Below are 19,389 nucleotides of genomic sequence, written 5' to 3' on the forward strand. Positions count from 1 at the left end.
GAGGAGCATCATGCGTTTTCGTCCCTTTTCCTGTTTTGCCAGTGCCGCCTTATCAATCGGTTTGCTTGCCTCATCGGTGCAAGCACAGACATTTCCACCCCAAAAGTCGATTTCTTTAGTTGTCGGCTTCGCAGCCGGTGGCGCAGCCGATGCCGCCGCCCGCATGATTGCCAAAAAACTTGGGGACAACATCGGTCAGACTGTTGTTGTACAGAACAAAGCAGGCGCTGGCGGTATTTTGGCGCATCAGCAAGTGGCTAATGCTGATAATGATGGCTCGGTGTTGCTCTTGGGCTCCGTGGGGCCAATGACTATTTCTCCACACCTGATGAAAGTGCCTTACGACCCGTTCAAAGACCTGGCTCCTTTGTCGGGAGGTGTACATTTTCCCAACGTACTGGTTGTGCATAAAGGTATAGGTGCAAAAACCTTGAGCGAGTTTATTGAGCTTGCCAAGAGTGAGCCTGGTCTTATCGACTTTGCTTCTTCCGGATCAGGTTCTGCCTCACACTTGGCCGGAGAACTCCTTAACCAGCGCGCTGGAGTTGAAATGGTGCACGTCCCTTATCGTGGCGGCGGTCAAGCTTTGCAAGATCTTATCGGGGAACGGGTGGCTTCATACTTTGCGGCTCCACCGACAGCAGCCCCGCACATTAAGGTCGGTACCTTGATTCCATTAGCGACAACCGGTTTGGAGCGCTCTGCTGATATGCCAACGATTCCAACGGTGGCAGAGGCCGGCTACCCTGGTTTTATTGCACTAAATTGGTATGCATTCTTAGGGCCGGGAACGATGCCAGAGGACATTCAGGAGCGTTGGAATCAGGAGCTGGTCAAGGTATTGAACGATCCTGAAATACGTCAGTCCTTGCTGGACTATGGCTTAACTCCTCAGCCAACAAGCCGTGCCGAATTAACCCAGTTCATGGAACAGAAGTCAGCTCAGTGGCGAAAGACCATTCAAGAGCGTGGACTAAAAGGGGAGTAACAGTCCCTGTATCCATGAAGCTGAATGTGCGAATGCGGCTACGTTTGCGGCCGCACTCTTGAAAGCACAAACCATCCAGTTCATGAAATAGGTTCTTGGGGTAGAGGGCATCGCCTTGAAGACTGGCCTTTGCCATTGGGGGCACTCAAACTTGGGCCACTAAAGAAAGAGGCCGATTATCCCAAGGAATAATCGGCATCCTTATCCTTTAACAACGGTTTGATGCAGGTGTGGCTTTTTTTAAGCCGACAACTTCTCTACTCTGGCTGGCAGGCCCTGTCGCACAGCAGCGCCAGAGACCCAGTCAATCCACACGTTGTCCTGGCCATCGCCACGGGTTGGATCGGCAAACCCCAATTCGTTCAGATTCACGCCTGCTGCCAGATCGTTCAGGTGGGGCATAGCCTCGCCATCGATCTGGTGCGAACGGGCCCCCAGCTCGGTATGACCAAAACCGTGCTCGATAGCGATGGCACCGCGCATGATACCGCCACGCACCAAAGCAACACCTTCAACCGCGCCGCCAGGTGTGCTGACACGAATACGGTCGCCGTTACGAATACCCATGTTTTTCGCATCATCCAGATTCAAGGAAATCGGGTTATGCGGGTGTACCTGGCGCAAACGTGACATGCCGATGGACATGGAGCTCATCAAATTGGATTTGTAGGAGCTCATCAGCAGCGGCCACTCTTGCTCAGAAAAGTGTTCGCGCATCGGGCTGCCGTCGGCTAGACGGGTTGGGTACCATGTGGGGCAGCCGCTCAAACGTTCACCCGTCATGGTGTGACGCATCTTGGCCAAGTCCTCATTCCAGATCTGCAAGGCGTTGTCGTAACGTTTTTTCAGTTGATTCCCTTTCCAGGCGTTTTCAACTCGGTCGAAGCGACCTCCGCGAGTCAGCAACATGGCCACTTTGCGCTGCTCTTCAGGATGCAGGCGCGCTTGCAGATCCGGGAAGAGGCGATCCACGCCTGTCATGCGCATATCGTCGTCGGATGCGTCGCCAACCGGGCGGCCAGCACCAAAAGCGATATTGGCCATGCCGCGCAGATAGAAATCCTCGGCGCGCAACAAGTCATGGGCATTGCCCGCCTTGTCTTTCAGAACGCCTTTACCAAAACCAGGTAACTCCAGACGCAAAGCCACGGCAAACAGGAAACTTTCCAGGTTGATGGGCTGGCCATCGGCCGTGCGATCCACACGTGGCTGCACCACTGGCCAACGTAGGGTGGAGGATTTGGCAATCACGTCGGCCCAAGGTGCCGACACCCCCCAGCTTTCGTACGTCACCGTGTCTGGCACGATGTAATCTGCATACGCGTTGGTCTCGTTGATGAACGGGTTTATCGAAATTGATAAAGGCAAAGCAGCAGGGTCTTTCAGTTTGTGCAGCAAGGCATTTTTAAAACCTGCAATGGCGTAGACCGGATTACTCATGTGATTAATCCAGACCTTGGCTGAATAGGGGTAGCCATTCAGACCTGAAGCAATCATTTCACTGCTCAAAGCCCCCACGGCGGGGTACCAGGGAGCAGGAGCCGGGTACAAGGCTTCACCATTCGCCTGACGACGCTTGAATTCGCTGGATTTTTCGTAAGCGAAGCGATGACGCGACAAGGACACGCCTTTGGCCGTCACTTTGCCAGGAAATTGTGCGAAGTTGTAGCGCGGGCCGGGGCCAAAAGGACCAAATGGGCCGGCATCCAGCACCAAACCACCTTTCAGATTCAGGTTGCCCACCAAGGTGTTCAACATGGCAATAGCGTAAGCCGTGTAGAAACCAGAACCGTTCATGGTGCCACCGTGAGCGTCAGCCACGGCTTGGCGACCGTAGCTGGTAAATTCACGGGCCAGCTCGATCAGGGTTGCTTCTTCCATGCCGCAGCCTTTGGCGTACTCGGCAATGGATTTTTCCTGACTGCGCTCGCGCAGCATGGTCAACGCAGTACAGACGCGTACATCCTGGCCTTCCAGCTCAACACTACGGTCGACAAATAACGTGGCGCGATCCAGATCAGTATGGGCGCGCAGCTCACCTTGTTCATCCTGAACGATAAAGGGCGATTCAGTGCCTTCGGCCACTTCCCAACCCAGATCTGTGCCGCGCAAATAACGTCCAAAGCCAGGATGCTTAGGATCTGCAATCAATAAATGGCTGGCGTTAGTCCAGGAAGCCGTATTTTCGTCCTGCTCGGCAGGTGCGTGGGGCAAGGACAAGTGTTCTGCATCAAACCGCTCTTGTTCCAGAATCCAGCGCAACATGCCCATGACCAAAGACAAGTCGGTGCCGGGCAGAACAGGCTGCCAGCGGTTGCCACTGCCCGAGGCCAGACTGGACGAGGTGGGCAGAATCGGGGAAACAACCACGTACTTGAAGGTATTTTCAGGACGCGAACGGGCTTCGGCCAATTCACGGCCCTGACGCTGGAACGGGTTACCGGATTGAGCCGGTGCAGCGCCAATAAACAGGCCAAATCGGGCATTTTTCCAGTCAGGCTTGCCGTGAGGCAGCCCTTTAATGTCGTTCATGGCAGCCCCCGTTCCCACACGGAAACTTTGACCGCAATATGAACCGTGGTTACTGACGTTGACCGTGCCAAAGGATTGCTCGGCAAAGCGTTTGAGCAGTGGTGTACGGCCTTCGTTCGCGGCATCGGTGAACAATAACTGGTTGGCCAGTGGGCCAAACTCGGGATTCTGTGGGTCAATCAAGGTTTCATGATCCCAAATGGCACGCAAACCGTCGACATGTCCTTCTTTGAACAGATCGCCACCTTCACAGACTTCTTCAATCAATTGCTCAAAGCTGATGCGCTCCCATTGGCCTGAACCACGGGGGCCGACACGCTTCAAAGGCGATAAAACACGGTAAGGACTGCTGTGCTGCTCCAGCATGGAAGCGCCACGGGCACAGGCACTGGCACGGCCTTCCAGGCCGTTTTCTCCGCCCAGCATGGCGTAAACCTCGCGTACGGGCTGCTCCATAGGAGCGGACTGCGTGGTTGCCAAAGGATGGTAAGGGTTGCCAGCGATACGCAGAATCTTGTTGTTCTCCGTATCAATACGTACGCGCACACCACACTGTGTCCAGCACCCCAAACAGCTGGAAGGGCTCACAATCTGGCCGGGTTGCGTATCAAGCAGGCCGGTAATTGGGTCAATACGGAACTCGGCCTGCAAGGAGTTGCCACGGGTGGCGTGGGCAGTTGGCGCTCCGGCTGTACCTTGGCCCAGACCTTGCACCGCCTTGACCACGGTGTCGCTATAACCTGCCGCAAACGCAGCCAGACCACCCACAGCGGCACCGCCGCGGGTCAATACCTGCCGACGCGACAGGTTAGGGGTTTCTTTTTTCTTGCTCATGACGATAAGTACCTGAAAGCTAGTGAGTCTGTGGGGCCTAGGCCGTCAACGTTGAACGGCGGGCCGGGAACAGAGAGAGCAGGGTGGTGCTGGCGGCGAGCAAGGCAATACACAAGCCCAGCACACCCAGCATTCCCAGCAGGCCATCGCTGCCTAAGGGCATGGTGTAGAGGTACAAACCAGCGCCGTATTTGGGCACACCTTGTACCGCCATGAAAATAATCCAGCGAAATACCCAGGCAGAGCCAAGCATGAAAGCAGCGCAGACCAAGCTGTACAGATTGCCTTGCAAGGTGCTGATCGGACGGCTGAGCATATACAGAAGCAGCAGACCGAAGGCAGAAGACCCCAGGAAACCCAAACGCCATACGGGGTAACTCTGGAATAGCTCCCAGGCAGTACCGAAAGAATGGCTGTAGCCCAACAGACCCGAACCCACCCAGAACAGAGCGACCACGATCAAGGTCAGAACCACGCCCAGAGACCAGCGGCGTACGTATTCCAGCGGTAAATTGGCTACGCCACCGGGCAAGAGACGAGCAACCAGCAAGATGGCTCCCAGACTGGCCAGAGCGGCCGTCAAGGCGAAGTTGATGGGCAGAAAGGCGGTGTTCCACAAGGGGCGCGAGCGCAGCACCATCACTTCAAAACCGCTGTAAACCAGAATCGACAAGGCCGACACCAGCAAAGCCAAGCTCAACCAGCGCCACAGAGCACGTTTGTTCAACCACCAGGCCAGCACATTGGCCACGGACAGACCGACGAACAGGGGCAGCAGGACGGCACCCAGAGACATCCAGGACCAGGGAGTGAAGTAGGCGTAGAAATGCCAGAAACGACCCGGTTGGTGCAGGTCAGCCAGCAAGGACACAGGAGCGGCAATGCTGCTGCACAGCAGCACAATCATCAGCGCGGGTTCCAGACGGCGTAAGGCGCTGTCGCTGGACCAGGCGCAACGCCATACCCATACGGTGCTGGTGGCGGCCATACCGACCAGAAAAAAGTATTGAACTGCCCAAGGGAGCCAGGCAACCTCGTAGGCGGGGGTCAGAATTTCAATAATAGACATAGCGGCCTCTTAGAACTGATGGGTCAAGCGCACACTGGCCTGACCATCCACACCGTCGACGAACTCATCTGGCAAGCCGATATAAAACACATGCGGGCTGGTATTCATGCCGGGTTTGAGAACGCGGATTTCCTCTTTGTGCTCCTTGAGCAATTGGGAAATCGTGCTGGTTTCATCGTTCATATCACCAATGACACGGGCACCTCCGACGCAGCTTTCCACACAGGCGGGCAACAGTCCCACTTCCAAGCGGTGCTCACAGAAGGTGCACTTGTCGGCGGTTTGCGTTTCATGGTTAATGAAACGGGCGTCGTAAGGACAGGCTTGAACACAGTAGGCACAGCCGACACATCGCTCGTTGTCAACCAACACCACACCGTCCTCGCGCTGGAATGTGGCCTGTACAGGACAGACTGGTACACAGGGCGGGTTGTCGCAGTGGTTGCAGAGACGGGGCAGGCTCAGCATCGCCGCCTGTTGCTGTTCATCAAGCACCTCGTATTGCAGAACCGTGGTGCGGAACTGGCCGATAGGCGGCGCGTTTTCGATAGAACAGCTAACCGTACAGGCCTGGCAACCGATACATTTTCTTAGATCAACCACCATGCCGTAGCGGGCCCCATCTTTCCCACCGCTACGTCGTGGAGGCTGGCTGTTCATCGCTGCTTGAACAGGTTGAATAGGAATAATCGTGGCCCCGGCACTCAGGCCTAGCAATTCCTTAAGAAAACGTCGCTTGCCCTTTTTGGGCTCGGCGCTTGGAGTCATGTGTTTTCCTTTACATGCTTGGGTTGAACCCATTTACATTATTTGTAGTTATAAGCATATGAAGAATCCAAGCCTCCAGTCTTGATGAAGGTCAAAAAGAACATTTAAAGGTTGAAATGTTGACGCGCGGCTGTACTTTCCAGGCACAAAAAAGCGCCCCTCCGTTTTGGGAGGGGCGATAGGTATCTTGATACAGATGAAAACGCTTAGAACGTCCCGCTCAATCCCAGGAAGAAAGTGCGGCCTGGCTGATTAAAGGTATGTGCCCCGGCGCCATAAATATAGTTCGGTGTCCCCAGGTTCACACCGATGGCATTACCGCGACGGAACAGGCGTTTGTCAAAGAGGTTATCGACCCCTGCGTTGACGCGGAAATGCTTGTTGATCTTGTACTGCGTGCTCAGACCAAACAAGGCGTAAGGCGAGACCTTGTCGGTTGCAGAACCCGTCAAAGGCTGACCGTAGTAATCGTATTTCGGTGGCTTTTGCTCGCCGTAGAAGGTTGCCTTGGCGCGCAGCGACCAGTCGGCATTCACGTCCCAGTCCAGCGTGGTGTTAATGGTGTACTTGGGAATAGTGGACAAGGCTTCGCCGGTGGTCTTGTTCTTGGACTCGATCATGTAGGTGAAGTTGGTAGACCACATCCAGTTTTCAGCCAGGGGCAGGGTCAAGTTACCTTCCAGGCCGGAGACGACAGCTTTGGGGATGTTTTCCCATTGCAGAATCAATTGCTGATTGTTCAAGGCCGTGAAGCTATCCACGGCAAAACGACCCGCTTCCACTTTGTTGCGGTAATCGTTGTGGAAATAGGTCAGGCTGGCACCCAGGCCATTGTCACCCACGTACTCCACACCCAGCTCTTTATTGATGCTGGTTTCAGCCTTCAAGTCCGAATTACCTTGCAGGAAACAACCCGTACTGCTGCCCGTGGTATTGCCCCAGCAGCCGTTACCCAGGCTGTACAAGGTGTAGCCATCATTGCTTTGATACAGGTTAGGAGCCTTGTAGGCGCGGGCAATACCGGCTTTCAGCAACCAGTTGTCCGTCACCGCATGAGTCAGGTTCAGCGAAGGACTCCAGTTGCTGCCATGCTTGTCGTGATAGTCAAAGCGCAGACCGGGTGTCACCGTGGTCTTGTCAGTGGCGTAGATGTTGTTTTCTGCAAAAACGGAGTAAATATTGGCTCGTGACTTGGGTTTGTATTTGTTGGGAACGCCAGGGATACGGGTCGGGTTACGTTGTGCCAAGTCCGAGGACTTGTCGTTCAGCTCCTGACCCACCCACTCCATACCGAAAGTGGCGTATTGCTCAACGCTGCCGGTTTTGAATTGATGGCTGGCCTCGGCGTGGGCCGTCAGTGTAGTCAGATCAACCGTTCCAAAGCCACCGTCTTTAACCCGAGATGGGTCATTGAAGGCGCCTTCAGTACCACCGGCCAAACCCTCCAGCAAACGATAGTTGCGTGTTTTTTCGTACTGAAAGTAGGCCAGAGAGTTCGTCTTGTCGTTCCAGTCACCACGATGCGTCAAGGAATAGCTTTGGCGATACATCTTGTTGGTCTCGTCGCCCAACTGACGTTTGACCTCGTCATTGGTATTCGTGTTCTGGGTATCGCCCGCGTAAATATTGCCTTGACGGCTATAGGAAGCCTCCAGATCCACAGTTTGGCGGCTATCAGGACGCCAGGACAGTAAACCATTGATGTCCTTGTTACGCACACCCTCACGGCCAGCAGGCAAACTGTTCGCGTTGGCACCGCCACGCTCGGTTTGATGTCCTTTATTGATCTCCGGATCGTCCGAATCTGTCTTGTTCAGGTTCCCATACAAACGGAAGGACAGGGATTCACTGATCGGGCCGCTCAAGCCAAAGCTCATGCGACGTGTGGCGCCTTCATCGCTATGCTCGGGCAGGTTGCCGTATAGGGAGTAGGTGCCCTGGAAGGTGTCTGTCGTCGGCTTTGTGATGATGTTGACCACGCCACCCGCCGCACCGTTACCGTAACGGGCGGCTGCCGGGCCGCGCAATACTTCCACACGTTCGATCTGTTCAGCAGGCACCCAGTTCGTGTCGCCACGCGAATCGCGCTCGCCACGCCAGCCAAAACGCACGGCAGAGCGGGAGCTGACGGGTTTGCCGTCAATCAGGATCATGGTGTTTTCCGGCCCCATGCCGCGAATATCGATCTGTCGATTATTACCGCGCTGGCCGCTGGCCGAGTTACCAGTCAGATTTACGCCCGGCATGGTACGCAAAACGTCGGAAATATCGTTGGCGGGAGGGGACTTCTGGATGTCTTCGGCGGTGATGATGGAAGAACCCAAGGTCTGCTTGAGTTCCTGCTCGGCCTTGACCACAATGCGCTCCAGCTCCTCGACCTCTTGCGCTTGCGTCTGATAGGGGAAGGCCAACAATAAAGCCACTGCCAGACTGCTTAAAGACATAAAAGATACGCCGCTAGGCACCTGGCGCTTAGCGGCGAAAGACGAGGACACCGACATAATGAACACCCAGTAATAATGAGATTGATTCGTGATTATAAGCAGGGTGGGCAATGTTACGGATTGTTGATCTCGTAAAAGCAACACATCAGACCGGACAAATACAGCCAGGGCTACGCCCCGTCACCGTCACAGCAGCGGCCTGTCAAGGCTGACAGCTTGCGTAGCAACGGGGCTGATTGTATTTAGGCGCAAACGCTGCAGCCAGGGCCCATACACGTGTGGATGACTGAATTTCGGGTGCTGGATCGGGTACCGGGCCCGGTTACATTATTGCCTGCCAGGGCTTGCTGGGGCGTCAGGCCACGCGTGGGGCTGGCCTTGCTGAACAAGCGTCGTGGTGCGCTCAATTGCAGCAAGAGGCTGCCTTTTTCGCAAGCAGGGCAGGTTTGAGGGTCATTACGGGTGGCAATACTGCGCAAATGGCTGCTGCGCTGCAGGCAGTGATTGCAAAGATAGTCGTACAAAGGCATGGCGAATCCGAGTAAAGCAAGCCCTGACTTCGATAAGAAGCCAGGGCCAGAGACCGATCAGGTCAAGTTACAGCGTGTGCCTGGACGGCCAAAACGGGCCGCGTCATTCAAGGCACCTTTAGGCAGGATATCGGTATCAAAAATACCGGTAGGCAATGCCAGGGAAGCGGAACTGTTGGGCAGATCCACCACGCCGCCGTAACGGCCTTCAACCGGAGCCGCTGTCAGCAGCATGTACGCCTGCGCGCGCGACAGGTCGGTGGTGCGGCTGATGTAGTCAATGGCTGCCAGACAAGCCTGACGGTACGCAACCGTGGAATCCAGATAGTAGTTGACGCCTTCTTCCACGCTGATGCCGGTAAAGTGCATCCACTGATCGTACTTGGGATCGTGACGGCCCGGGACGTAAATAGGCGCAGTCAGGTTGTATTGGGCCATGCCGCCTTTGATCAGATCAAAGCCAAGATGGGCCGCGCCGTCCATCTCAATGGCGCCACAGAAGGAGATCTCGCCATCGCCCTGGGAGAAGTGCAGGTCGCCCATGGACAGGCCAGCGCCCTTCACATAGACGGGGAAGTAAATCCGCGAGCCAATGGTCAGATTCTTGATGTCCAGATTGCCGCCGTGCTCACGCGGAGGCACGGTACGAGCTGCTTCGGCTGCCATGCGGTCAAACTCGGCGCCTTTCACGCCGCGCAATACGGCGGTTTTGGCATCGGGCGGATTGGCATGGCCCTTGGGCACCAGCAGGGCTTCACGGCGATTCCACTCACGCAGCAGCTCGTGCGAGGGCAGGGTGCCGATCAGGCCGGGGTGCATCATGGCCGCAATGCGCACGCCAGGAATGTGACGGGAGGTGGCGTAAACGCCATGCAGGTCCCAGATGGCCTTGTCGGCTTCGGGGAAATGCTCGGCCAAAAAGCCGCCGCCATTTTCCTTGGCGAAAATGCCCGAGAAACCCACGGGGGTAATGCAACGAATATCCAGCAGGTCCACCACCAGGATATCGCCAGGTTCGGCACCTTCAACGTGGATAGGGCCGGTCAATGGGTGGGCACGGGTCAGATCCACATCACGTACGTCGTTGGCGCTGTCCGTGTTTTGAATCTGAGCATCCAGAAAGTCCATACATTCCAGAATCATCTCCTCCCCAGGTTTGACGCTGGTCAGGTCTGGAATATCGGGGTGCCATCGGTTGTGTCCGATTTCAGCTTGTTCGGCCAAGGGTGCGCCGGGTTTGATTTTTATATGCTGCATGTGTTCTCCGAATAATGTGTGCGGGTTCGCACAACGGCGCTTTTAATGCGCTTGGCGACACAATTAACATGACTGAACAGAGCGGGTCAAAGTGCAGGAAGATGACTGTTTTATATGCTTTTTTTTGCCGATAAATAAATCTTAAGCAGACCAATGGTTTAGGCATTAAGTGATTAAAGGACAACACTACGAGGCGTTTGTCCAGAGGATAAATCCTGATATTGAACAAATTTTTATGTCGCGGCATGCCGTAAAAACAGCGGGCATCGCTATATGGCGATCCATATACAAGGCATAAGAGTTTCTCGATGGCATAAGCAGACCCAAGGCTGGCGGTGCACATAAGCATTGCTATCGATCGGCTCCCTATAACCCTTATCACGTTGGATATATAAGTCGGCAAGTCGAACTGACAACAATAAAAAACAAATAGAACGCAGGAGACACACTCATGACTCGCCGTACCCCCATCCTGTGGATTCGCAATCCACTGGCCTGTTCAGATACGCAAGCTGCCGGCGGCGTACTGGTGCAAGACAGCCGCATTATCGAAAAAGTGGCCGCCGGTCAGCAGCCCAAGCAGGCTTACGATCAAAGCTGGGATGCTTCCCGGCACGTTTTGTTGCCCGGTTTGGTCAATACCCATCATCACTTTTACCAAACCCTGACACGGGCCTATACCCCAGCGCTGAACAAGCCCTTGTTCCCCTGGCTGACCACGCTGTATGACGTATGGGCCGGTCTGGATGACGAGCAAATGCAGGTGGCCAGCGAACTGGCCATGGTGGAACTGCTGCAGTCCGGTTGTACGACGGTGGCCGATCACCACTATGTGTTTTCGGGCGCCTTGCAACATGCCATTGATTGTCAGGCAGAAACCGCTCAGCGCCTGGGCGTACGCGCCGCCTTGACTCGCGGTTCCATGAGCGTGGGCCGTGATCAGGGGGGCTTGCCCCCACAAAACGTCGTTCAGGACGAGCAAACCATTCTGGACGACAGCCTGCGCCTGATTCGCCACTATCACCAGCGCGCAGATGGCGCGATGATTACGCTGGCTCTGGCCCCGTGTTCACCGTTTTCTGTCAGTCGTGAGTTGATGAGCGAAAGCGCCAAGCTGGCAGAACGCGAAGACGTACGCCTGCACACGCACCTGGCTGAAACTGAGGACGAAACCGCCTACTGCGAGCGCCTCTTTGGCATGCGTCCCCTGGACTATCTGGATCAGCAAGGCTGGCTAAGCAATCGCACCTGGCTGGCGCACGGCATTCACTTCAACGACGAAGAAATCCAGCGCCTGGGCCGGGCTGGCACGGGGATTGCCCATTGCCCCTCGTCCAATATGGTGCTGGGCAGCGGCCTGTGCCGCACCATCGAGCTGGAAGCGGCCGGTGCCCCCGTCGGTCTGGCCGTGGACGGCTCGGCTTCCAACGACCACTCCAATCTAGCCCAAGAGATGCGACAGGCACTCTTGCTGGGCCGCCTGCGCTATGAGCCGGGCCAGGTCACTCATCAAGCGGTTATTCGTTGGGCTACTCAAGGCTCGGCCCGTTGCTTGGGGCGCGAGGACATTGGTGGCCTGAACGTCGGACAGCAGGCCGACCTGGCTTTGTTCACCCTGGATGAATTGCGCTTTTCCGGCGCAGAAAACCCCTTGGCTGCCTTGCTGCTCTGCGGCGCAGACCGGGCCGACCGTGTGATGGTCGCCGGACAGTGGCGCGTGATTGACGGCCAAGTCTGCGGCATTGATGTGCAAGACCTGATGCAACGCCATCAAGCCGCTGCTCGCCGTTTGCGCGACAAGGTACTGGATACCGCAGCGATAGCTTGAGTTTTGTAGTGACAGGGCCGACAGAGCTCTGCCTATTTCTTATTCGGAGACATTCATGACAACAGCTAAAAGGGCAGCGGATACAGCTCGCCCCGAAGACGAGAATCTGGGCCTGGGCGCGAATCTGGCCTATGGCTTTCAACACGTATTGACCATGTACGGCGGCATTATCGCCGTGCCGCTGATTATTGGTGAAGCAGCGGGTTTACCTGCCAATGAAACCGGCTTGCTGATTACCGCCTGCTTGTTCATGGGCGGTCTGGCCACCTTGCTGCAAACACTGGGTGTGCCATTTTTTGGCTGCCGTCTGCCGCTGGTTCAAGGGGTGTCGTTTTCCGGCGTCGCCACCATGATTGCTATTTTGGGCACGGGAGGCGGCTTGCCGGCCGTATTTGGCGCGGTCATTGTGGCGTCCTTGATAGGGCTGCTGATTACGCCGGTCTTTTCACGGGTGATCCGGTTCTTCCCGCCCTTGGTGACCGGCTGCGTGATTACAACGATTGGCCTGACCCTGATGCCGGTGGCCGCATTCTGGGCCATGGGTGGCAACCCGTCAGCTCCGGACTTTGGCAGCGTCGGCAATATCTCCCTGGCCGCCATGACCTTGCTGATCGTGCTCCTGCTCAGCAAGCTGGGCAGCGCCACGATCTCCCGCCTGTCCATTTTGCTGGCCATCATCATCGGTACTGTTATTGCGGTTGCCATGGGCCATGCGGATTTCTCTGCCGTCAGCCAAGGCGAGGTCTTTGCCTTGCCCAGTCTGTTTCACTTTGGCATGCCCACTTTTCAGACTGCCGCGATTATCTCCATGTTCATTGTGATCATCGTGACGCTGGTGGAAACATCGGCAGACATTCTTGCCGTAGGTGACATTATCGAGACCAAAGTTGATGCGCGTCGTCTGGGCGATGGTCTGCGTGCCGATATGCTCTCCAGCCTGATCGCACCGATTTTTGGCTCCTTCACACAAAGCGCCTTTGCCCAGAACGTCGGCTTGGTGGCGGTAACGGGCGTGAAAAGCCGCTACGTCGTGGCTTTTGGTGGTTTGATTCTGATCGCGTTGGGTCTACTGCCCATCATGGGCCGCCTGGTTGCCGCTGTTCCTCCAGCCGTACTGGGTGGCGCGGGCATGGTCCTGTTTGGCACCGTCGCGGCCAGCGGTATTCGTACGCTGGCCAAGGTCAATTATGAAAACAATATGAACCTGATCATCGTGGCCACCGCGATCGGCGCAGGCATGATTCCGATCGTGGCTCCCAAGTTCTACGAGCACTTCCCGGTCTGGTTTGCGACGATTTTCCACTCCGGCATCAGTTCGGCTGCCCTGGTTGCGATTGTGCTGAATCTTTTGTTCAACCACTTCACCTTGGGCAATTCCGATCAACCTTCTGTTTTTGCTGCTGGTGGGGGCCGCTACCTGCGGGTCTCGGACGTGGCCAACCTTAATGAAGGTGATTACGTTGAAAACGGCAAGATCATAGACAAGAATGGCAAGGAAGTTCCCATTATTGCCGATGAACACCCTGCACCGGAACAGCCCCCGGTACTGCATACAAAACCGGGTTTAAGCAGCACCTGAGCAATGGGATCCGTTGCTAAAAGAACATAAGATCGTACCTTTAGCCACCTTGTCTCTCTAGGGAGCAAGGTGGTTTTTTTTATCCAAGCCCTTGAAATATAAGCGACTAGCCTCATCTTTCTTTAGGTAGGCGATCGAGCCCACGCCTTCCATTGCAGTAGGGCTCAGCAAAGGAAAAATGGAGATCAAGCATGGCAAACAATTTGACACGTTTTAATCCGTTTGGGGATCTGACCGGTACAGAGACATGGCGGGATTTTGAGGATATTTTCCGGCGCGTGCCAGTCGTGGGCTCTTTGGCTGGCAATACGCCACCCAGCATTCGTCTGGATGTGAACGAAAACGAACAAGCCTATCAAGTCAGTGCAGAAGTGCCTGGCATCAAAAAAGAAGATGTGCATGTCAGTGTTGAAGGCAATGTCGTCACTATCCGTGTTGAAAGCCGGCGTGAACAGGAAGAAAAGGACGGTGATACGCTCTTGCGCAGCGAACGCTACTACGGAGTGCAAACCCGTCGCTTTAGCCTGGCGCAGGACATTGACGAATCCCAGGCCAGTGCCAAATGCGAAAACGGCATTTTGGAACTGATTCTGCCCAAGAAAAAGGGCGGAGCAGGGGCCAAAAAGCTGGAAGTTCGCTAAATCAGCTTGTTAAATTGAAAACCGCGCCCTAAGTGGCGCGGTTTTTTTTGGCTTTCTAACTGAAATCACCAAGAGGTTAGGGCTTTTTGTTCTCCATCATATAAGTCAAGGAGCTGGCCACTAACGCACGCGTGCCGATGCGCAACGCCTTTTCATCAATCATGAATTCAGGCGAATGATTCGGTGCGCCCATTTTGTCGGAATGCGGCGAAGCGTTCAGACGCCAGAAAACCACGGGCACATTCTTGCCAAACGCACCGAAGTCCTCGGAGCCCATGCCAGGAGCCACTTCCTTGGCTCCTATCCCGTCAGTGGCCAGATCCAGAGCGGGAATCACGGTTTGGGTGGCTTTAGGATCGCTGACCAGGACTTCATAGCCCGTGTCGATACGCACAGTGGCCTTCAAATCGTGGTTCGCAGCAATGTTTTGTGCGTAGCGCTGAATCAGCTCATGCGCAGTTGCCTGGTTGTGCTTGGACAGAGAACGCACGGTGCCACTGATGTCGGCGCTTTCCGGCAGCACATTGGGGCGGTTACCGCTGTGCAGCGAGCCTACCGTTACGACAGTGGTGCCGTCCTGGGGATTGGTGCGCTGGGCAATGATGTTATTCAAAGCCACAACAGTTTCAGCGGCCGCAACAACGGGCGAGGCAGCATTCCAGGGCGAGGAGCCATGGCCGCCTTTACCTGCCAAAGAGATGGAGAACACATCACCACTGGCCATCAGGCTGCCTTGGCGGTAGCCGATACTGCCTGCGGGGTAGGAGGGGCCGATATGCTGGCCCATCACCACATCCACTTTAGGCTGGTCCAGCACGCCTTCGGCCATCATGGCGTTAGCCCCACTTAACGGTTTGCCCGGGCCTTGTTCTTCCGCCGGTTGGAATAGCAGCACAATCGTGCCGGGCAGTTCGTCGCGCATATCCGAAAACACCTTGGCCGCCCCTAGCAGCATGGCAACGTGGGTGTCGTGGCCGCAAGCGTGCGAGACCGACACTTCCTTGCCTTGCCAGGTGCTTTTGGCGACGGACTTGAAGGGTAGATCATTACGTTCCTGTACGGGCAGGGCGTCCATATCGGCTCGCAGGGCCACGACCGGACCCGGTTTTCCACCTTTCAATACCGCCTTGACGCCAGTTTGTGCAATGCCAGTCTGGATCTGATAACCGGGCATCGTTTCCAAGGCCGCCTTGATATAGGCCGCCGTGTTGTGCTCTTGATAAGACAGCTCAGGATTTTGGTGAATATGACGACGCCACTCAATAACCTGCTGTTCCAAGGCATCGGCCTTGCTCATGGCAGTATCCATCATGGGATTACTGGCTTGCGCCGCCGTACCAGCCATTAAACACGTCGCTGCCAACAGGCTCAGGCAGAATGGATTCTTCATATAGTCTCCTGTCTTTTTGTAGTCGTAATAGCAACTGATCATAGCACTGGTATAGGCAGTAATCGGGCTGATTAATTGACACCTATAGTAGTTAGGAGCCCTTAGTGCATTCGTCCACTATTGCCTAATCGAAATAGCGTTTTTGACGGCTGAAATGACCAGGAGTCAGGCCCGTCTGTTCCTTGAAAAACGCAATAAACGCGCTGTCGCTGGCAAAGCCCAGATCCGAGGCCAACTGAGTGACACGGCCACCCGTGGAAAGCTGCTCAATCGCTTTAAGTAGACGCCATTGTTGTCGCCATTGCTGATAATTCAAGCCGGTATCGCGTTTGAAAAGGCGGCTGATGGTTTTCTCGCTGGCACCCAAATAGCGAGCTACTTCGTTCAGCGCGGGGGGCAGGGTATTCAAGCGGATTTGCTGTAAGCGGCTGTCTTTCGGCAAGGGCAGAAACAAGGCCTGATCGGGTGCCCGTTGCAATTCATCCAGCAAGACCAGCATCACATGGCGGCCCGGTGGCTGATCCCAGTTCTCATCCAGATCGGCTTGGGCGATACGGTCCAGTGCGGCAATCAGCAAATCGTTTGCCGCCAACAGTTGGACCTGCGAAGGCAAATCAGGGTAATGAGTCGGATCCAGGTACACCGACCGGTAATCCACCTGCTCGCTCATTTGCGCCTGATGGGGCAAAAGGGCAGGAATCCAGATCAAGCGCTTGGGCGGCAGCAAACACAATTGCTGATCCAGGGTGACAGTAATGCAGCCGCTGTGCGTGTACAGAATCTGGCCCCAGGGATGCTGATGCAGGCCGGAATCATGTTGTGCCAAACGGGCTGCAATCCCCAGCGCATGGCGGCCTCTCAGGTCGGGGAATGGGTCATTCGCGTGTAGGCAAGGCATGATTGTCTGATTTTATGGGTTTTTGATCAGAATAGATGTAATAGAAAAAATTGACCAGCGCTACGCTCATTCTTTTCAAATTGATGTGTGAATGGGCATGACTCGTTTTCTTCTATTAATGATCGTCTTGATCATGTTTCCGCAGGTGGTCGAGACCGCCTATAGCCCCGCTTTACCCCTTATCGCTCATACCTACGCAGTATCGGCCAGTGAAGCGGGCCAAACCTTGTCCGCCTACTTTATTGCCTTTGCGCTCGGTGTGCTGTTCTGGGGCTGGCTGTGCGACCGGGCTGGGCGCAGACCGGCTGTTTTGGCGGGTTTGACGGTGTATGGCCTGGGTTGTCTGCTCGCCCTGTTCAGCCCGAACTTCATAGTGCTCTTGCTGGCTCGCATGATTAGCGCATTTGGTGCGGCGGTCGGCTCCATTGGCGTGCAAACCATGCTGCGGGACCGTTATCAGGCCGAAGAACTGGCCAAGATTTTCGGCACTATCGGGGCAGCTCTGGCGCTGAGCCCTTTGCTGGGTTTGGCCCTGGGTGTGGCTTTGTCCTCGGGTGCTCAAGTGATGCCGGTTTTTATCGGCTTATTGGTTCTGGCCTTACTTCTGTTGGCTGCTTGTCTGTTGTACCTGCCTGAAACCCGCCCCGGTCAAAACCCGCACAGCAGCTTGTTGCACGTTCTGATTCGCCTGCTGCAAGATCCCGCAATCTGGCAGTCCGCCTTGCTGGTGGCCCTGTTCAACATCACGATTTTTGCGTTTTATCAGTGGGCTCCTTTCTTGCTGCAAGGCTTGGGTTCGGACACACAACCCATGATGATTGCCGGTGTCTTGCTAGCTGGGGGTACGTTCATGGGTGCGTTTTTAAACCGCCGCTGGCTGGCTGCGGGGCAGTCGTCCCGTAGGCTGATTTGGCGGGGCATTGCGCTGTTGGCGGTATCGGCCATCGGCCTGGAGTTCGCAGGGGAACATCTGATTTTCCTGCTCCCTGCCATGCTGCTTGCGCTGGCCTACGCAGTGGCCATTCCCAACCTTTTGTCTGGTGCCCTGCAGCACTATCGCTCGGTAGCGGGTATGGCAGGTGCGGTCTTTGGCCTAATGTACAGCTTGCTGCTGGGTCTGGGCTTGGCCTTGTCAGCCTGGTGGGGGGATCTGGCTGATGTGACCCTTATTTGTGCCGTTCTGGCCGCTATTTGCCTGGCTTTACCCCTGAATAGGACTTGAGAAAAACCCTGACATGCCCTTCGTAAGGCACCTCACTATAGGGTATATGCTAATACATATGTATTGACATAGATTAAGTCGAATCACCATAATCCTTCATGTTTAAAGCAATTGAAGAGTGTGTCTGACAAACACTCAGCTTGAACATTTATCCAAAAGGAGAGGATGACATGGTGGAACAGGGGGTTATCGGAAATCCGCTCGACAAGGCCAAGCCACGCGGCGCAGTGGCCTTGCTCATGCTGTTAATGGCTGTGCTGGGTGAGATGTGCCTGGCAGCCGACTTTTATGGGTTTGCAGCCGTTATCAAAATTGTGTCGGCAGACCTGTCACTCAGCCCCGCACAAGCTGGCTTGGTGCAGGGCGCTTTCGGTGTTTCGTTCGCGCTGGGCATGCTGTTCTGGGCACCACGTGGTCGTTCCATGAGCTCGGCCCATTTGTACCTGATTGGCTTGGGTGGCAGCGGCTTGCTCATGCTGCTGCAGACCCAGGCGCAGGATTTCACGCAGCTCTTTCTGCTGCGTCTGGTGGTGGGCTTTTTTGATTCCGCCGTCTGGGTCGGGTCCATGAAAATCGTCATGCAATGGTTTGCGCCACGCCGCCAGGGTCTGGTACTGGGCATTATTCTGGCCGCCTATTCGTTGGCCATTACCCTGGATTTTGCCTTGGGTCTGCCTTACGCCATGGCGCATGGCTGGCGTGCTTTCTTTCTGGTCCTGGGCGGGCTGACATTAAGCGCCTGCTTGATCACACAATTGGTGGTACGCGCCGGCCCTTATCAGGATCCTCACGACAAGATCAAAACCGACGCCGGTGTATTGCGCTCCATTGCCGCACGCCCCTGGATCTGGGTGGGCATTCTGGCCATTTTTGGTGCCTTGTTCTCGGTTGCCGCAACGGCGACCTGGCTGATTCCTGCCTTGATTGATGTGCAGAAAATGGCCCCCGAACAAGCCCCCTTGTTCGGCACCATCATGGGTTTGTCCCAGGTCTTTTTCCTGATTTTGGGCGGTTACGTCAGCGACCGCTTCACCCGTGTTGGCGTGATGCGTGTGGGCATGTGGCTCACCATTCTGGCGGCCAGCGCCTGTGTTCTGGTTGCCTGGCAGGCATTGCCCTACAGCGGCTTGCTGATCGTGGCCATTCTTTGTGGCGTAGGGGTCTTTCATGGTGGCGCTATTTTCAGTTACGTGGGTGAACGCTATGGCGTGAACCTGGGCCCCTGTGCTGCTGGCTACGCCGAGATGGGCGGTGTGTTTGCCACCTTTGTCGCGCCGTCCTTGCTGGGCCTGCTGCTGAGTCTGACCGGCTCCTACGTCTGGGCCTTTGGCAGTTTCCTGGCGGTAGAAGTGCTGGTTTTTATCGGTTTCCTCCTATTGAACCGCTTGCCGTCAGCACAGCCGGACTAA

The 19,389-nt window shown here is 55.5% G+C and carries 14 protein-coding genes; 6 read left to right on the forward strand and 8 right to left on the reverse strand.

Annotated elements, in window-relative coordinates; translation table 11 throughout:
- Positions 1-10: 10 nt before the first annotated feature.
- Positions 11-988 (forward strand): Bug family tripartite tricarboxylate transporter substrate binding protein, encoded by a 978-nt coding sequence (locus tag OKX01_RS09035; protein WP_264672822.1) that lies wholly within the window; start codon positions 11-13, stop codon positions 986-988.
- Positions 989-1,228: 240 nt separating this feature from the next.
- On the opposite strand, the gene OKX01_RS09040 is transcribed toward OKX01_RS09035, so the two are convergent.
- From OKX01_RS09040 to fmdA, 6 genes are all read right to left on the reverse strand, one after another.
- Positions 1,229-4,354 (reverse strand): tetrathionate reductase subunit A, encoded by a 3,126-nt coding sequence (locus OKX01_RS09040; protein ID WP_264672823.1) that lies wholly within the window; start codon positions 4,352-4,354, stop codon positions 1,229-1,231.
- A 37-nt stretch (positions 4,355-4,391) separates the two neighbouring features.
- On the reverse strand, positions 4,392-5,423 hold the full coding sequence (gene nrfD / locus OKX01_RS09045) for an NrfD/PsrC family molybdoenzyme membrane anchor subunit (RefSeq protein ID WP_094196659.1): 1,032 nt from the start codon (positions 5,421-5,423) through the stop codon (positions 4,392-4,394).
- Positions 5,424-5,432: 9 nt separating this feature from the next.
- Positions 5,433-6,191, reverse strand: a complete 759-nt coding sequence (gene dsrO / locus OKX01_RS09050; RefSeq protein ID WP_108727470.1) for a sulfate reduction electron transfer complex DsrMKJOP subunit DsrO — start codon at positions 6,189-6,191, stop codon at positions 5,433-5,435.
- Between the two features lie 206 nt (positions 6,192-6,397).
- Entirely contained in the window at positions 6,398-8,635 is a 2,238-nt protein-coding gene (locus tag OKX01_RS09055; RefSeq protein WP_319802201.1) for a TonB-dependent siderophore receptor, read from the reverse strand.
- Between the two features lie 242 nt (positions 8,636-8,877).
- Positions 8,878-9,165, reverse strand: a complete 288-nt coding sequence (locus OKX01_RS09060) for an FmdB family zinc ribbon protein (protein WP_009453884.1) — start codon at positions 9,163-9,165, stop codon at positions 8,878-8,880.
- A gap of 57 nt (positions 9,166-9,222) precedes the next feature.
- Entirely contained in the window at positions 9,223-10,422 is a 1,200-nt protein-coding gene (gene fmdA / locus OKX01_RS09065; RefSeq protein ID WP_094196662.1) for a formamidase, read from the reverse strand.
- Between the two features lie 451 nt (positions 10,423-10,873).
- Between fmdA and OKX01_RS09070 the strand changes: the two genes are divergently transcribed.
- From OKX01_RS09070 to OKX01_RS09080, 3 genes are all read left to right on the forward strand, one after another.
- Positions 10,874-12,250: an 8-oxoguanine deaminase gene (locus OKX01_RS09070; RefSeq protein ID WP_249494374.1), complete on the forward strand. Its 1,377-nt coding sequence runs from the start codon at positions 10,874-10,876 to the stop codon at positions 12,248-12,250.
- Between the two features lie 55 nt (positions 12,251-12,305).
- Positions 12,306-13,829, forward strand: a complete 1,524-nt coding sequence (locus OKX01_RS09075) for a nucleobase:cation symporter-2 family protein (RefSeq protein ID WP_108727471.1) — start codon at positions 12,306-12,308, stop codon at positions 13,827-13,829.
- A 191-nt stretch (positions 13,830-14,020) separates the two neighbouring features.
- Positions 14,021-14,470, forward strand: a complete 450-nt coding sequence (locus tag OKX01_RS09080; protein ID WP_108727472.1) for an Hsp20/alpha crystallin family protein — start codon at positions 14,021-14,023, stop codon at positions 14,468-14,470.
- Positions 14,471-14,546: 76 nt separating this feature from the next.
- Here OKX01_RS09080 and OKX01_RS09085 read toward each other — a convergent pair whose 3' ends face one another.
- Both OKX01_RS09085 and OKX01_RS09090 read right to left on the reverse strand, forming a co-directional pair.
- A complete protein-coding gene (locus tag OKX01_RS09085; protein WP_108727473.1) occupies positions 14,547-15,860 on the reverse strand; it encodes a M20 metallopeptidase family protein in 1,314 nt (437 codons plus the stop codon).
- A 124-nt stretch (positions 15,861-15,984) separates the two neighbouring features.
- A complete protein-coding gene (locus OKX01_RS09090; protein ID WP_094196667.1) occupies positions 15,985-16,758 on the reverse strand; it encodes an AraC family transcriptional regulator in 774 nt (257 codons plus the stop codon).
- A 97-nt stretch (positions 16,759-16,855) separates the two neighbouring features.
- Between OKX01_RS09090 and OKX01_RS09095 the strand changes: the two genes are divergently transcribed.
- Positions 16,856-17,980: an MFS transporter gene (locus OKX01_RS09095; RefSeq protein ID WP_264672825.1), complete on the forward strand. Its 1,125-nt coding sequence runs from the start codon at positions 16,856-16,858 to the stop codon at positions 17,978-17,980.
- Between the two features lie 170 nt (positions 17,981-18,150).
- Positions 18,151-19,389, forward strand: a complete 1,239-nt coding sequence (locus tag OKX01_RS09100) for an MFS transporter (RefSeq protein ID WP_264672826.1) — start codon at positions 18,151-18,153, stop codon at positions 19,387-19,389.

Source organism: Alcaligenes sp. SMD-FA (assembly GCF_025960365.1).
GTDB classification, from domain to species: domain Bacteria; phylum Pseudomonadota; class Gammaproteobacteria; order Burkholderiales; family Burkholderiaceae_B; genus Alcaligenes; species Alcaligenes aquatilis.